This is a genomic window from Burkholderia sp. Ax-1720 (assembly GCF_011753035.1).
In the GTDB taxonomy this organism is placed as follows: domain Bacteria; phylum Pseudomonadota; class Gammaproteobacteria; order Burkholderiales; family Burkholderiaceae; genus Burkholderia; species Burkholderia gladioli.
In genome coordinates, this window is the sequence record NZ_VWWK01000162.1 from 1 (window position 1) to 15401 (window position 15401).

18 protein-coding genes are annotated in these 15401 nt (G+C 66.5%); 3 read left to right on the forward strand and 15 right to left on the reverse strand.

The genetic code is table 11. The features are described 5' to 3' along the window. Positions 1–371: glycine zipper 2TM domain-containing protein (locus F3J18_RS29460; protein ID WP_166915683.1), on the forward strand; the 371-nt coding region annotated here is incomplete at its 5' end. Positions 372–489: 118 nt separating this feature from the next. Here F3J18_RS29460 and iscX read toward each other — a convergent pair. The 12 genes from iscX to F3J18_RS29520 all read right to left on the reverse strand — a co-directional run bounded on the left by iscX (position 490) and on the right by F3J18_RS29520 (position 9755). Beyond that, positions 490–696: a Fe-S cluster assembly protein IscX gene (gene iscX / locus F3J18_RS29465; RefSeq protein WP_025099870.1), complete on the reverse strand. Its 207-nt coding sequence runs from the start codon at positions 694–696 to the stop codon at positions 490–492. A 20-nt stretch (positions 697–716) separates the two neighbouring features. Next, complete coding sequence (fdx, locus tag F3J18_RS29470; protein ID WP_013698731.1) at positions 717–1058, reverse strand: ISC system 2Fe-2S type ferredoxin; 342 nt, start codon at positions 1056–1058, stop codon at positions 717–719. 71 nt (positions 1059–1129) lie between these two features. Further along, positions 1130–2998, reverse strand: coding sequence for a Fe-S protein assembly chaperone HscA (hscA, locus tag F3J18_RS29475; protein WP_166915685.1), 1869 nt, complete (start codon positions 2996–2998; stop codon positions 1130–1132). A 70-nt stretch (positions 2999–3068) separates the two neighbouring features. After that, positions 3069–3596, reverse strand: coding sequence for a Fe-S protein assembly co-chaperone HscB (gene hscB, locus F3J18_RS29480; RefSeq protein WP_025099868.1), 528 nt, complete (start codon positions 3594–3596; stop codon positions 3069–3071). 103 nt (positions 3597–3699) lie between these two features. After that, entirely contained in the window at positions 3700–4023 is a 324-nt protein-coding gene (gene iscA, locus F3J18_RS29485; RefSeq protein WP_025099867.1) for an iron-sulfur cluster assembly protein IscA, read from the reverse strand. Positions 4024–4138: 115 nt separating this feature from the next. Next, complete coding sequence (gene iscU / locus F3J18_RS29490) at positions 4139–4546, reverse strand: Fe-S cluster assembly scaffold IscU (RefSeq protein WP_013698735.1); 408 nt, start codon at positions 4544–4546, stop codon at positions 4139–4141. Positions 4547–4601: 55 nt separating this feature from the next. After that, entirely contained in the window at positions 4602–5825 is a 1224-nt protein-coding gene (locus F3J18_RS29495) for an IscS subfamily cysteine desulfurase (protein WP_025099866.1), read from the reverse strand. An 80-nt stretch (positions 5826–5905) separates the two neighbouring features. Further along, a complete protein-coding gene (iscR, locus tag F3J18_RS29500; protein WP_025099865.1) occupies positions 5906–6445 on the reverse strand; it encodes a Fe-S cluster assembly transcriptional regulator IscR in 540 nt (179 codons plus the stop codon). Positions 6446–6572: 127 nt separating this feature from the next. Beyond that, positions 6573–7055 carry a low molecular weight protein-tyrosine-phosphatase gene (locus F3J18_RS29505; protein ID WP_124094398.1) on the reverse strand — a complete coding sequence of 161 codons (483 nt, stop codon included), beginning with the start codon at positions 7053–7055 and terminating at the stop codon, positions 6573–6575. A gap of 91 nt (positions 7056–7146) precedes the next feature. Continuing rightward, positions 7147–7362, reverse strand: coding sequence for a hypothetical protein (locus tag F3J18_RS29510; protein WP_013698739.1), 216 nt, complete (start codon positions 7360–7362; stop codon positions 7147–7149). A gap of 206 nt (positions 7363–7568) precedes the next feature. Continuing rightward, the gene (locus F3J18_RS29515) at positions 7569–8990 is read right to left on the reverse strand and encodes a lactate utilization protein B (protein ID WP_025099863.1); all 1422 of its coding nucleotides are present in this window, start codon (positions 8988–8990) and stop codon (positions 7569–7571) included. A gap of 42 nt (positions 8991–9032) precedes the next feature. Next, positions 9033–9755 (reverse strand): (Fe-S)-binding protein, encoded by a 723-nt coding sequence (locus F3J18_RS29520; RefSeq protein WP_025099862.1) that lies wholly within the window; start codon positions 9753–9755, stop codon positions 9033–9035. Between the two features lie 190 nt (positions 9756–9945). On the opposite strand from F3J18_RS29520, the gene F3J18_RS29525 reads away from it, so the two are divergent. After that, positions 9946–10755 (forward strand): IclR family transcriptional regulator, encoded by an 810-nt coding sequence (locus F3J18_RS29525; RefSeq protein WP_013698742.1) that lies wholly within the window; start codon positions 9946–9948, stop codon positions 10753–10755. A 94-nt stretch (positions 10756–10849) separates the two neighbouring features. Here the strand turns inward: F3J18_RS29525 and pbpG are convergent, their stop codons facing one another. Both pbpG and F3J18_RS29535 read right to left on the reverse strand, forming a co-directional pair. Then, entirely contained in the window at positions 10850–12001 is a 1152-nt protein-coding gene (pbpG, locus tag F3J18_RS29530; protein WP_025099861.1) for a D-alanyl-D-alanine endopeptidase, read from the reverse strand. 123 nt (positions 12002–12124) lie between these two features. After that, entirely contained in the window at positions 12125–12331 is a 207-nt protein-coding gene (locus tag F3J18_RS29535; protein ID WP_166915687.1) for a hypothetical protein, read from the reverse strand. Between the two features lie 386 nt (positions 12332–12717). On the opposite strand from F3J18_RS29535, the gene F3J18_RS29540 reads away from it, so the two are divergent. After that, the gene (locus F3J18_RS29540) at positions 12718–13287 is read left to right on the forward strand and encodes a phasin family protein (protein WP_025099860.1); all 570 of its coding nucleotides are present in this window, start codon (positions 12718–12720) and stop codon (positions 13285–13287) included. A 214-nt stretch (positions 13288–13501) separates the two neighbouring features. Here F3J18_RS29540 and lpdA read toward each other — a convergent pair whose 3' ends face one another. After that, entirely contained in the window at positions 13502–15286 is a 1785-nt protein-coding gene (gene lpdA, locus F3J18_RS29545) for a dihydrolipoyl dehydrogenase (protein WP_166915689.1), read from the reverse strand. Between the last annotated feature and the right edge of the window lie 115 nt (positions 15287–15401).

The following is a 15401-nucleotide window of genomic DNA, read 5'->3' on the forward strand; positions in this document are numbered from 1 at the left end:
ATGCGCAACAGGCTGCCCAGCCCTCGCAGGCCTCCGCCTGCCATACCTGCGGCACGGTGGTGGCCATCACCGAGACGCGCACGCCCGGCCAGGGCACGGGGATCGGCGCGGTCGGCGGCGCCGCCGCGGGCGGCCTGCTCGGCAACCAGTTCGGCCGCGGCGGCGGCCGCACCGCGATGACCATCATCGGCGCGCTCGGCGGCGGCCTGGCCGGCAACTCGATCGAGAAGCGCGTGCGCAGCACCACCGACTACCACGTGCGCGTGCGCATGGAAAACGGCACGGAACGCAGCTTCACCTACCGCAACCCGCCGCCGTTCGGCGAAGGCCAGCGCGTGCACATCGAACACGGCACGCTGGCTGCCGGCTGATCGACACGCGGCGGCTCCCTGGCCGCGTTGCCCATGTGAAAACGGCTCGCGCCCCTCGAAGGGCGCGAGCCGTTTTTTCTCCTGCATCGTCGGCCCGGTCAGGCGGCCCGAGTTCACGTCATTCGTCGTCGAAGTCGGATTCGTCGATCCAGTGCAACTGGATCGCCTCGAGGATCTTCTCGCCCGAACGCTCGGGCTCGTCGTCGAAGCCGTCGAGCTCGAGTACCCATTGGCGCAGATCGGTGAAGCGGATCGTCTTCGGATCCAGGTCGGGAAACTTGTCGGCGAGCGCAATCGCGATCTCGCGCGAATCGGTCCATTTCATCGTCGCACCTCCTGAACGGGTCAGTGATTCTCTTTGGCGTGATTGATCGTGTACTTGGGGATCTCGACCACCAGGTCCGATTCCTCGGTCACGATCGCCTGGCACGACAGGCGCGATTGCGGCTCCAGCCCCCAGGCGCGATCGAGCAGGTCGTCCTCGTCTTCCTCGGAGGGGGCCAGCTCGTTGAAGCCTTCGCGCACGATCACGTGGCAGGTCGTGCAGGCGCAGGATTTCTCGCAGGCGTGCTCGATCTCGATGCCGTTGTCGAGCAGGTTGTCGCAGATGCTCTTGCCGGGCGTCGCGTCGATCACCGCGCCGTCCGGGCACAGTTCGACGTGGGGCAAAACTACCAGTTGGGGCATGTCGGTTCCGTGTTTCATCGATGGCGCGCCGCGCCGCTTCGCATCGCGCACGTCGGCGCGATGCCGTTGTTTCAGATCTCGTCGAGCTTGCGGCCCGCGAGCGCGCGACGGATGTTCTTGTCCATCCGCCGTGCCGCGAATTCGTCGGTGCCCTCGGCCAGCGCCTTGGTCGCCGCGTCGATCGCGTCGGTGTCCTCGCCGCCCGCCAGCGCGCGCAGCTTGGTGATCAGCGCGTCGATCGCCGCGCGCTCCTCGGCGTCGAGCAGGTCCGCGTCCACCGCGAGCGCCGCCTCGGTCGCCTCGGCGATGCGCTGCGCCTCCACCTGCGCCTCGCGCAGCGCACGCGCGCGCATGTCGATGTCGGCGGTCTTGAAGCTGTCTTCCAGCATCTTGGCGATGTCGTCGTCGGCGAGGCCGTAGGACGGCTTCACCACCACCGAGGCCTCCACGCCCGAATGCTGCTCGCGCGCGAACACCGACAGCAGGCCGTCGGCATCGACCTGGTAGGTCACGCGGATCCGCGCCGCGCCGGCCGACATCGGCGGGATGCCGCGCAGCTCGAAGCGCGCCAGCGAACGGCAATCGGCCACCAGTTCGCGCTCGCCCTGCACCACGTGGATCGCCATCGCGGTCTGGCCATCCTTGAAGGTGGTGAATTCCTGCGCGCGTGCCACGGGGATGGTCGAGTTGCGTGGAATGATCTTCTCGACCAGGCCGCCCATGGTCTCGACGCCGAGCGACAGCGGGATCACGTCGAGCAGCAGCCAGTCGTCGCCGTTGGCGCGGTTGCCGGCCAGCAGGTCGGCCTGCACGGCCGCGCCGAGCGCGACCACCTGGTCCGGATCGAGATTGATCAGCGGCGGCTGGCCGAAGAAACGCTCGACGGCCGCGCGGATCACCGGCATGCGCGTCGCGCCGCCCACCAGCACCACGCCCTTGATCTCGGCCGGCGTGACCTGCGCGTCGCGCAGTGCCTTGCGGGTCGGCGCGAGCGTGCGCGCGACCAGCGGCTCGACCAGCCCGGCGAAGGTCTCGGCGGAAATCGTCTGGGCGATCGTCGCGCCGGTCGACAGCGTGATCTCGAAGGCCGCCTCGGGCGCGTCGCTCAGCGCTTCCTTCACGGCACGCGAACGGTCGAGCAGCGCCCGCACGTCCGCTGCCGACAGCGCGGCGCGTTCGATGCCCGCCGCGGCGAGCACATGCGCGAACAGGGCGTGGTCGAAATCGTCACCGCCGAGCGCGGAATCGCCGCCCGCCGCGAGGACCTCGAACACGCCCTTGGTCAGTTTCAGGATCGACAGGTCGAAGGTGCCGCCGCCTAGGTCGTAGACGGCATAGAGGCCTTCCGCGCCGTTGTCGAGCCCGTAGGCGATCGCGGCCGCGGTCGGTTCGTTGAGCAGGCGCAGCACGTTCAGGCCGGCCAGCCGCGCCGCGTCCTTGGTGGCCTGGCGTTGCGCGTCGTCGAAATAGGCAGGCACGGTGATCACGGCGCCCACCAGGTCGTCGCCGAGCGTATCCTCGGCGCGCTGGCGCAGGGTGGCGAGAATCTCGGCCGAGACCTCGACGGGGCTCTTCACGCCGTCGATGGTGCGGATCTGCACCATGCCCGGCGCGTCGACGAAGTCGTAGGGTGCGTTGGCCGCGTGCTCGACCTCGGCCTTGCCGCGGCCCATGAAACGCTTGACCGAGACGATCGTGTTGCGCGGATCGCTGGCCGCGGCCTCCTTGGCCGCGTAACCGATGCGGCGCCCGCCCTTCTCGAGGTAGCGGACCACGGAAGGCAGCAGCGCGCGGCCTTCGTCGTCGGGCAGCACCTCGGCCACGCTGTTGCGCACCGACGCGACGAGCGAATTCGTCGTGCCGAGATCGATGCCGACTGCCAGGCGCCGCTGATGCGGCGCGGGCGCCATGCCGGGTTCGGAGATTTGCAGTAAAGCCATCGCTGTATTCGGTGAGGGGCACGGGGCCCAGCTTGCTTCGCGCGCCGCGCCCGAGCGCGGCCCCGCGCGGTTAATCTTCGAGACGCTCGATCTGCGTCGTCACTTCGGCGGCCACCCGCTCGATGAACATCAGCTGGCGTACCGCCTCGGCCGCGCCCTGGTTCGAGCCGCTGTCGAGCAGGGCCGCGAGCTTGTCGAGCCGCGCGCGCTTTTCCTCGCGCAATTCGCCGAGCAGCGCGTCGAGCGCATCGACATTCCTCGCGCCGGCCGCATCCTCGATCGCCTCGCGCCATTCCATCTGCTGCATCAGGAAGGCCGGCTCCATCGCCGTGTTGTTCTCGGCGCCGACCTCGACCTCGCGCAGCGACAGCAGGTAGATCGCGCGCTTCAGCGGATCGCGCAGCGTCTGGTAAGCCTCGTTGGCGCGCGTGGCCCATTGCATCGCGATGCGCTTTTGCGCGTCGCCGGCCGCCGCGAAGCGATCCGGATGCACCTCGGACTGCACCGCGCGATACGCGGCGTCGAGCGCACCGGCGTCGAGCGCGAACTGCGTCGGCAGGTGAAAGAGTTCGAAATAGCTGTCTTTCAGCGAAATCATCGCGTGATGCCCAAGGCCTGGTGGTCGATGGTGCAGGTGGAAGCGGTCCGCACAAGAAAAAGGCGGCCAATGCCGCCTATGGCCCGCTGCGCGCGGTGCGTCCTCAGACGCGGAACGACTCGCCGCAGCCGCACTCGTCCTTGACGTTCGGATTGTTGAACTTGAAGCCTTCGTTCAAGCCCTCGCGCGCGAAGTCGAGCTCGGTACCGTCGATATAGGCGAGGCTCTTCGGATCGACCACCACCTTCACGCCATGGCTCTCGAACACCTGATCCTCGGTCGCCATGTCGTCGACATACTCGAGCTTGTAGGCCAGGCCCGAGCAGCCGGTGGTGCGCACGCCGAGCCGCAGGCCCAGCCCCTTGCCGCGTCGCGTCAGGTACTTCTGCACGTGTTGCGCTGCTTTTTCGGTCAGTGTGATTGCCATGATGTTCCTGGTCGCCCGCGCCGCGCGCGGACGTTGTGCCTCGATAAACCTCGCCGCTCGTCCTTCTCGCGACGCACTGCGTTGTCAGGCGCGGGCGTCCATCCCGCGCCGCCGCTTACGCGGCCTGGCCGTCTTCCGCAGTCGCGTCGTGACGCTTGCGGTAATCGGCCACCGCCGCCTTGATCGCGTCTTCCGCGAGGATCGAGCAGTGGATCTTCACCGGCGGCAGCGCCAGTTCCTCGGCGATCTGCGTGTTCTTGATGGCCAGCGCCTGGTCCAGCGTCTTGCCCTTCACCCACTCGGTGACCAGCGAGCTCGAGGCGATCGCCGAGCCGCAGCCGTAGGTCTTGAACTTCGCGTCTTCGATCACGCCGTCCGAACCGACACGGATCTGCAGCTTCATCACGTCGCCGCAGGCCGGCGCGCCGACCATGCCCGTGCCGACCGCGTCATCGTCCTTCGAGAAGGAACCGACGTTGCGCGGGTTTTCGTAGTGATCCAGAACCTTGTTGCTGTAAGACATGATTCGACTCCTTGATACGTTGCGTGCGCGCGGCGCCGGGCCGCGCAACCTTCGTTCAGTGTGCGGCCCACTCGATCGTCGACAGATCGATCCCGTCCTTGTGCATTTCCCAGAGCGGCGACAGGTCGCGCAGCTTGGCGATCTTGCCCTGCAACAGGTTGATCACGTAGTCGACATCGGCCTCGGTAGTGAAGCGGCCGACCGTGAAGCGGATCGAGCTGTGCGCGAGTTCGTCGTTGCGGCCCAGCGCGCGCAGCACGTAGGACGGTTCCAGCGAGGCCGAGGTGCAGGCCGAGCCCGACGACACGGCGACATCCTTGATCGCCATGATCAGCGACTCACCTTCGACGAAGTTGAAGCTGATGTTCAGGTTGTGCGGGACACGCTGCTCCATGTCGCCGTTCACATAGGTTTCCTCGATCTGCGACAGGCCACGCAGCAGCTTGTCGCGCAGCGCGCGCACGCGCTCGTTCTCGACCGCCATTTCCTCGCGGGCGATGCGGAAGGCCTCGCCCATGCCGACGATCTGGTGCGTCGCCAGCGTGCCCGAGCGCATGCCGCGCTCGTGGCCGCCGCCGTGCATCTGCGCCTCGATCCGCACGCGCGGCTTGCGGCGCACGTAGAGCGCGCCGATGCCCTTCGGGCCGTAGGTCTTGTGCGCCGAGAACGACATCAGGTCGACCTTCAGCTTGGCGAGGTCGATGCCGACCTTGCCGGTGGACTGCGCGGCGTCGACGTGGAACACGATGCCCTTGGCGCGACAGATCTCGCCGATGGTCTCGATGTCCTGGACCACGCCGATCTCGTTGTTCACGTGCATCACCGACACCAGGATCGTGTCCGGGCGCAGCGCGGCCTTGAACACCTCGAGGTCGATCAGGCCGTCGTCCTTGACGTCCAGGTAGGTCACCTCGAAGCCTTCGCGCTCGAGTTCGCGGCAGGTGTCGAGCACGGCCTTGTGCTCGGTCTTCACCGTGATGATGTGCTTGCCCTTGCCCTGGTAGAAATGCGCCGCGCCCTTGATCGCGAGGTTGTCCGATTCGGTCGCGCCCGAGGTCCAGATGATTTCGCGCGGATCCGCGTTCACGAGCGCCGCCACCTGCTCGCGCGCCTCTTCCACCGCCCGCTCCGCATCCCAGCCGTACGCGTGGCTGCGCGACGCCGGATTGCCGAACTGCTCGCGCAGATACGGCACCATCTTGTCGACCACGCGCGGATCGACGGGCGTCGTCGCGCTGTAGTCCATATAGATGGGCAGGTGAGGAGTATCGTTGTTCATCTGTCGCTCCGGGTATTCATTCAGTGCAGGGACAATCTGTTATGTAGGTGTGGTTTTATCGGGTACGGCAGCGTCGCGCCTCAGGAACTGGTCGCGATGTTGAAGACCGAATTCGGCCCGAGCGGCATCGCCCGCACCGGCTCGACGGGCGCGGCCGGCTCCGGCGCGCGGCGGTCGCGCAGCACGGCGGGCGCACCCTCGCGGGCACGCTGCTGATCGACGAGATCCTGCAGCGAGACCGAATCGAGGTATTCGACCATCTTCTGGTTGAGCGTCGACCAGAGCTCATGCGTCATGCAATGTCCATCGGGCTGCTTGGTGCCTTCGCAGGTACCCTTGCCGCCGCATTGCGTGGCATCGAGCGGTTCGTCGACCGCGATGATGATGTCGGCGACCGTGACGTCGGCCGCACGGCGCGCGAGGTTGTAGCCGCCCCCCGGCCCGCGGACCGATTCGACGATCTCGTGCCGGCGCAGCTTTCCGAACAACTGCTCCAGGTACGAGAGCGAGATGCGCTGGCGCTGGCTGATGCCTGCAAGCGTCACCGGCCCCTGCTCCTGGCGCAGTGCCAAGTCAATCATCGCCGTGACGGCGAAACGGCCTTTCGTGGTGAGTCTCATAGTCGTAGGGGACAGCAATCTTGACGATTTTGGTCAAGTATAAATATCTGACAGTTTTAGTCAAGTATCCCTGTCCCGGGGAGGGAGATTCAGTGAACGCTACAGAAGTGCCGCAGCGGCCTTGGGTTCAATTGCCGACTCGCTCGCGCAACGTCGCAAGCAGGCCGGCACAGGCGCGCTCGCATTGATCGAGCACTTGCTCGAAGCCTTGCGCGCCGCCGAAATAAGGGTCCGCCACTTCGCGTTGACCGGCACCGGTCGCGAATTCCATCAGCAGACGGACCTTGTGTCGATGCTCGGCCGGGCAACGGCGACGCAACTCGGCGAGATTCGCTTCGTCCATCGCGAGCAGCAGGTCGAAACGCTCGAAGTCGCCGCTGGCGACCTGACGCGCCCGCAGCGCAGACAGATCGTAGCCACGGCCGCGCGCTGCCTGCTGGGCGCGCGCATCGGGCGCCTCGCCGACGTGCCAGTCGCCCGTTCCGGCGGAATCGATCTCGATCACATGATCGAGGCCCGCCGCGCCGACCTGCTCGCGCATCACGCCCTCCGCGGTCGGGGAGCGACAGATGTTGCCGAGGCAGACGAAGCAGATCGAAGCGCGTTTCATCGTGCGAACGGACGTCGGCGAACGGCCGCGAAAACAGAAAGCGCGCCATTATACAGGCGCGCTTCGATACCCGTGGCCGGCCGGCGCGACATCACAGCGCCTTGGTGGCGGCCAGCGGCGCGGCCGAAGCGGCTTCGGGCGAATCGCCGACCAGCCCGAACGACACGGTGCGAGCCAACTCCGCGGAAACCTGCCCGATCGGCTGCGGTTCGCTGGGGCGCGCGGCGTTCGACGCGTACAGGTACGCGACGGCGGCAAGCGGTACGACGATCGCGAGCGGCCAGTACATCGATATTGTCTTTCTCATGATGCGACCTCCGGTAACTGCGTGTCGAATCCATTGCTCGACACTACAGGCGCCATTCTATAGACCGCATCTATTGAGATAAACCATCAAATAGCGAACGCTCTGTTGTCGTGCGGCGAACAGTCGCCAATTTGTTCGAGCGTTCACTGTGCGGGATCAAGGCGCTGCCCCGGCTCCAAGTAACCCGCCTACCTTGGCAGAAGCCATCAGCCGAGATGGGTCTTCGACGCCGCGTAGAGTTCGCGGAAGGTGCGCCCGGTCGGCGTCGGCAGGTCGCGCGTATCGGTCCAGCCGGCCGCCAGCGGCAGCTTGCGGATCCCGCCGCCCGACTTGCGTTCGCCGCCGACGCGCTCCAGGATCCGCACCATCAGCTTGGTCGCGAGCCCGTACAACGTCGGCCGGCGCGCGGCGAAACCCCAGGCGGCCAGCGCCAGGCGCTCGCGCCAGGGCCGCAGCCCCCGCTCCACCTGCTTCTCGCGCAGCGTGCGCAGCAGCCCCGACAAGGGAATGCCGACCGGGCAGACGCTGTCGCATTCGCCGCACAAGGTGGCGGCCTGCGGCAGGTCGAGCGAGCGCTCGAGCCCGACGTAGCTCGGCGTGAGCACCGAGCCCATCGGCCCCGGATAGACCCAGCCATAGGCATGGCCGCCGACCTTCTGGTAGACCGGGCAATGGTTCATGCAGGCGCCGCAGCGGATGCAGCGCAGCATCTCCTGGAACTCGCCGCCGATCAGCCCGGTGCGCCCGCCGTCGACCAGCACCACGTAGTTGTGCTCGGGGCCGTCCTCCTCACCGGCCGCGCGCGGCCCCGTGAGCAGCGAGAAATAGTTCGAGGTCTTCTGGCCGGTGGCCGAGCGCGGCAGCAGCCGCATCGCGGTGGCCAGGTCCTCGAGCGTCGGCAGCACCTTCTCGATCCCGGTCACGGCCACGTGCACGCGCGGCATCACCGTGCACATGCCCTCGTTGCCCTCGTTGGTCACCAGCACCACCGATCCCGTCTCGGCCACCACGAAGTTGCCGCCCGTCAGCCCCATGTCGGCGCCGAGGAAGTGCGGCCGCAGCACCTCGCGCGCCTCGCGCGTCATGGCCGGGATCTCGGTCAGGCGCTCGCGTCCGTGGGTACGCGCGAACAGGTCGGCGATCTCGTCCTTGTCCTTGTGGACCACGGGCGCGATGATGTGGCTCGGCGCCTCGTTGTCGTTGATCTGCAGGATGTATTCGCCGAGGTCGGTCTCGATCGACTGCACGCCGATCTCGGCGAGCACGGCATTGATGCGCATCTCCTCCGAGACCATCGACTTGGTCTTGATGACCTTCCCGACCTCGTGCCGCCTGGCGATCTCGGCCACCAGCCTGGCCGCGTCGGCCATCGACTCGGCGAACAGCACCGTGGTGCCGCGCCGCGTGGCCTCGCGCTCGAAGGCCTCGAGCCAGACGTCGAGGTTCTCCAGCGCGCGGTTGCGGCGCGCCTTCAGCGCGGCGCGCGTGGCCGCGAAATCGATCTGCGTGACAGCCTCGGCGCGCGCCGAGACGAACTTGGTCGACAACTTCTTGAGGTTCTGCTGCAGGCGCTGGTCGGCGAGCTTCTGGCCCGCGCGCGCCTTGAACTGCATCGATTGAACTTGCATGGCTGGCTGGATCGGCTGGCGGCTGGTCGGGAAACGGCGGGTTCAGAGATCGCCGGCGAGGACCTGCGCGACGTGCAGCACGCGCGTGTCCTTGTCGCCGGTGCGGCGCAGACGCCCCTCGATGTTGAGGATGCAGCCGAGATCGCCGAGCACGACGGTGCGCGTGCCGCTGGCCTGCACGTTGGCGCATTTCTCGTCGACGATCGCGGTCGAGATCGCGCCGTACTTGAGCGCGAAGGTGCCGCCGAAGCCGCAGCAATGCTCGCAGTCCTTCATCTCCTGGACCTCGACGCCGCGCTGCGCGAGCAAGGCCCGCGGCTGCGCCTTCACGCCGAGTTCGCGCAGGCCCGAGCAGGAATCGTGATAAGTGACAGGGCCGCTGAACTCGCCGCGCGGCAGCTCGACCTTCGCGACCTTGACGAGGAAATCGGTCAGTTCATACACGCGCTCGCGCAAGCGCCCATAACGCGCCATCAGTTCGGGATCGTCGCGGAACAGGTCGCCGTAATGGGCGCGGATCATGCCGCCGCAGGAGCCCGACGGCACCACCACGTAGTCGAACTGCTCGAACTCGCGCAGGGTCTTTTCCGCCAGGTCCCGCGCGAGGCGGCGCTCGCCGGAGTTGTAGGCGGGTTGCCCGCAGCAGGTCTGCGCGGGCGGCACGTCCACCTCGAAACCGGCATCGCGGATCAGTTTCAGCGCGGAAAAACCGATTTCAGGCCGCATCAGGTCGATGAGGCAGGTGACGAACAATCCGACTCGCATGGCCGCTCCTTCGAGAAAACGCCGCTCATTATCCGCGCTTTGCCGCGCAAGACCAACGCTGCGACGCGGCGATCGACGAAACGGCGCGCATCGAACCGATCCGAAGCACTCCTCGAACAGCGTTCGCTTTTTTCACATTATGAGATACAATCGGCTCCTCACCGTTTGACAGGTCAACTGATTTTTCACGATGAGCACTCCGACTCCGGACCCGAAGACGTCGATCCAGGTGATCGAACGCATGATGCGGCTGCTCGACGCGCTGGCCGACCACACCGACCCGGTCAGCCTGAAGGAGCTCGCGCAGAGCACGGAGCTGCATCCGTCCACCGCGCACCGCATCCTCAACGACATGGTGACCTGTCGCCTGGTCGACCGATCCGACCCGGGCACCTACCGCCTCGGCATGCGCCTGCTCGAACTCGGCAACCTGGTGAAGGCGCGCCTGTCGGTGCGCGACGCGGCGCTGATGCCGATGCGCGAGCTGCACCGGCTGACCGGGCAGACCGTGAACCTGTCGGTGCGCCAGGGCGACGAGATCGTCTATATCGAGCGGGCCTATTCGGAGCGCTCGGGCATGCAGGTGGTGCGCGCGATCGGCGGCCGCGCGCCGCTGCACCTGACCTCGGTCGGCAAGCTGTTCCTGGCCGCCGACGAAACCACCCGCGTGCGGGCCTATGCCACGCGCACCGGCCTCGCCGGCCATACCCAGAACAGTATTACCGACCTCGGCAAGCTCGAGCGCGAGCTGTCGATCGTGCGCCAGCAGGCCTGCGCGCGCGACAACGAGGAGCTCGAACTGGGCGTGCGCTGCATCGCCGCCGGCATCTACGACGATTCGGGCAAGCTGGTGGCGGGCTTGTCGCTGTCCGCGCCGGCCGATCGACTGCAGGATGCCTGGCTCGGCCAGATCAGCCATACCGCGCTGACCATCTCCGAGGCGCTCGGCTACCGGCCGCCGAAGGAACTCGACGGCGCGGCGCTCGCCAAGTCGATCTGACGCACGGATCGCGGCACCATGCAAAAAGCCCCGCATTCGCGGGGCTTTTTGTTGGGAAGCGCAGCCGGCCTCGATGCGGGCCGGCAAACGGCGATCAGGTACCGCCCGCGCCCGTGTTCGCCGCGGTCAGGCGCTCGCCGCCGCCGGCGTCGAGCCAGTTGCGCACGCGCGACGCGTCGGCCACGCGCGAATACTTGCCGAAGGAATCGAGCAGCACCATCACGATCGGGCGGCCATGGATGGTGGTCTGCATCACCAGGCACTCGCCCGCCTCGTTGATGAAGCCGGTCTTCTGCAGGCCGATGTCCCAGGACGGATTGCGCACCAGCGCATTGGTGCTGTTGTAGACCAGCGAGCGCTTGCCGGTGAACACCGTGTAGGTGCGATCGGTCGAGAAACGACGGATCAGCGGGTACTGGTAGGCCGCGTCGATCATCTTGACCAGGTCGCGCGCGCTCGACACGTTCAAACTCGTCAGACCCGTCGAGTTCTCGAAGTGCGTGTCGGTCATGCCCAGCGATTTCGCCTTCGCGTTCATCGCCGCGATGAACGCCGGGCGCCCGCCCGGGTAGTAGCGCGACAATGCCGCCGCCGCGCGGTTCTCCGATGCCATCAGCGCGATGTGCAGCATGTCTTCCCGCGACAGGACCGACCCCACGGACAGTCGCGAGCCGGTGCCCTTCTCGTAATCGCGATCCTCGTCGGTGACGGCGATCTGCTCGTCGAGCGAGGCCTTCGAATCGAGCACGACCATCGCGGTCATCAGCTTGGAGATCGAGGCGATCGGCACCACCGCGCGCGAGTTCTTGTCGAACAGCGGTTCCGAGTTGTTCTGGTCGACCACGTAGGCGACGCTGGAACGCAGCGCGAGCGCATCGGGCGTGTCGTGCAGGCCGAAGGCCTGGCCGACCGAAGGCTGGCGCGGCTGGAACGCCACGCGCCGCACGGCGCCGTGATGACGGCCCGGCACGGCGGCCAGCGTCACGCGCTTGCGGCCCTTGCGCGGCGTCTCGGCGGCCACCTTGGCGGTTTTCTTTTCCGCGACGACGGCGCGCTTCTTGCCCTTCGCGCTGGCGACGGGCTTGGCGGCCTTCTTCGAGGACTGGGTGGTCTTGGCGGTCGCGGCCAGGGCATCGGCAGGCACGACGGCGGCCGACGCGACGAGCACCGACACGGCGACGGACACCGCGGTGCCGAGTGCCGCGCCGTGCATCATCTTCAACGGCGAGAATAAGGAGGCTTTCATTGGGGTCTGGACAAAGCGGCGGGAGGTTTCCGCAAGTGTAGTAAAACCTGAAAAAATAAGCAATTTGAGGCACTTACCGGTTTTCGTTAAACCGGATTGTAAGAGTGGATTGCCTCGGGGCAATCACCCTCCCGTTTCCATCGAAAAATTCGATGACGCTACCTCGCGGTCCGGCATCGGCCGGATAAGCGTGATAACGGCGCCGTCGCGACGAATCGCAGCGGGAAAAACCAGTAAACGACCTGCGAAGCGGAAAAAAATGCCGGCGGCGCGACTCGCCCGAGGCAGATGAGCGTCGCGCGCGAACGGCGTTTTTCGACCGGAATGCATGACAAACGTTCCACGGTCCGATTCGGTTTACGTGATTTCACCGCGGTAAACCCGCGCAAACCAGGCGATCACCCCCTTCCGACATGTCCCCATATGGTGCATATGCACAAGGCATTGATGACGCCGGCGTGACAGTCGCGGCAAGGAAACCGATTCCAGTCGGAATGATCCAAGCCATTGTTTTTCCGTAAAAATGATGTCATTGTGCATTGCACAAAAAGCGCTTGACATCCGCTTCGGACGCCCTAAAATGGGAACCGTTGTTGCGATGCACCAACGCATTGCGCCAGACATCGCATACCGTTCGTGCCTTGAAGTTGAGCCTCTCACTCACTTAACTCACACGACCGCCGTCAGACCGGCGTTCGTCAATCAGGAGCCAGACCATGTCCCTGCTGACCCCGGAGCAAATCGCCGCCGCCCAGAAAGCCCACCTCGAGAGCCTGTTCGGTCTCACCAGCAAGGCCTTCGAAAGCGTCGAGAAGCTGATCGAACTGAACGTGCAAGTCGTGAAGTCGACGCTCGCGGAAAGCCAGGAAAACGTGCAGCGCGCGCTGTCGGTGAAGGATGCGCAGGAACTGCTCGCCCTGCAGGCCAGCTTTGCCCAGCCACTCGCCGAAAAGGCCCTCGCCTACGGCCGTCACCTGTACGACATCGCTTCGTCGACCCAGGCCGAATTCGCCAAGGTTGCCGAATCGCAATATGAAGAGCAGAACCGCAAGGTCCAGGCGCTCGTCGACAACGTCGCGAAGAACGCCCCGGCCGGTTCGGAAACGGCTGTCGCCGCGCTGAAGTCGGCCATCAACGCCGCCAACACGACCTACGAAACGGTCCAGAAGGCCACCAAGCAGGCCGTCGAGATCGCCGAGTCGAACTTCAACGCCGCCGCTGCCGTGGCCACCAAGGCTGCCAGCGCCGCCGCATCGCGTCGCGCGAACACCGCCAAGCCGGCCTGAGGCATCACCAGGCCCGACGGCAGCCGCCAGGCTGCCGTCACGAAAAAAGCCGCGCATTGCGCGGCTTTTTTCATTCTGCGCCGGCGCTTCCCGCCCCCTCGCACGCGCCCGCCCCTCCACACCAACGAAAACGGCCCCGCCCGGACAAGCCGGAACGGGGCCGTGAGCCATGCGCGCGACCGGCGCCGACAGGCACCGGCCAAGGCATGACCTCTTACTTCTTCTTGCGCACGGGCGGCAGGTCGGTACAGACGCCTTCGTACAGCTCGGCGGCCATCCCGACCGATTCGCCGAGCGTCGGGTGCGGGTGGATGGTCTTGCCGATGTCCTCGGCATCCGCGCCCATCTCGACGGCCAGGCAGACCTCGCTGATCAGGTCGCCCGCATTCAGGCCGACGATGCCGCCGCCGATCACGCGATGGGTTTCCTCGTCGAAGATCAGCTTGGTGAAGCCCTCGTCGCGACCGTTCGCGATCGCGCGACCCGATGCCACCCAGGGGAACACGGCCTTGCCGTACTTGATCCCCTCGGCCTTGCACTGGTCCTCGGTCTTGCCGGCCCAGGCCACTTCCGGATCGGTGAAGGCCACCGACGGGATCTGCAGCGCGTCGAAGTAGGCCTTCTCGCCATGTGCCGCCTCGGCCGCGACGTGGCCTTCATGCACGGCCTTGTGCGCGAGCATCGGCTGGCCGACGATATCGCCGATCGCGAAGATGTGCGGCACGTTGGTGCGCATCTGCTTGTCGACCTCGATGAAGCCGCGATCGGTGACCGCCACGCCCGCCTTGTCGGCGCCGATCTTCTTGCCGTTCGGGCTGCGGCCCACCGCCACCAGCACCAGGTCGTAGCGCTGCGCGTCCGCCGGGGCCTTCTCGCCCTCGAACTTCACGTAGATGCCGTCTTCCTTCGCCTCGGCGCCCACCGTCTTGGTCTTGAGCATCACGTTGCCGAAACGCTTGGCATTGTGCTTTTCCCAGACCTTAACCAGATCGCGGTCCGCGCCCATCATCAGGCCGTCCATCATCTCGACCACGTCGATCTCGGCGCCCAGCGACGAGTAGACGGTCGCCATTTCCAGGCCGATGATGCCGCCGCCGATCACCAGCATGCGCTTGGGCAACTGGCGCAGTTCCAGCGCGCCGGTCGAGTCGATCACGCGCGGATCGTCCGGCATGAAGGGCAGCTTCACGGCTTGCGAGCCGGCCGCGATGATGGCCTGCTTGAACTTGACGACCTTCTTGCCGCCCTCGACCTGCACTTCCAGGTGATTCGGATCGACGAAGCTGCCGACACCGGTCACCACCTCGACCTTGCGCGCCTTGGCCATGCCGGCCAGGCCCGTGGTCAGCTGCTTGACCACGCCCGACTTGAAGTCGCGCAGCTTGTCGAGATCGATCTCTGGCTTGCCGAAGGAGATGCCGTGATGCGCGAGCGCGGCCGCCTCGTCGAGCACCAGCGCGGTATGCAGCAGCGCCTTCGACGGGATGCAGCCGACGTTCAGGCACACGCCGCCGAGCACCGAATACCGCTCGACCAGCACCGTCTTCATGCCGAGGTCGGCGGCGCGGAACGCGGCCGAATAGCCGCCGGGGCCCGAGCCGAGCACCAGCATGTCGCATTCGATATCGGCGCTGCCCGAATAGCTGCCGGCCTGCGGCGCGGCAGCCGGCGCGGCCTTCTCGGCCGGCTTTTCGGCCGCTTTCTCGGCGGGCTTGGCAGCCGGCGCTTCCGGCGCCTTTTCCGCCGGCTTCGCGGCGTCCGCGCTGCCTTCCAGCACCACGATCAGCGTGCCTTCCGACACGTTGTCGCCCACCTTGACCTTCACTTCCTTGACCACGCCGGCTTCCGAGCTCGGCACGTCCATGGTGGCCTTGTCCGACTCGAGCGTGACGAGCGACTGCTCCTTCTCGACCGTGTCGCCCGCCTTCACCAGCACCTCGATGACGGGAATTTCCTTGAAATCGCCGATATCCGGCACTTTGACTTCGATGAGACTCATGAACTGTCCCCTACTTGTTTGGGCTACCTACCGCCGGTCGAACCACGCATCCGCGAACACGCGCGCGGCGCCGCCGGCAAGGCGGACGTCGCGCGCGCCGTGCCGGCCGCGCGGC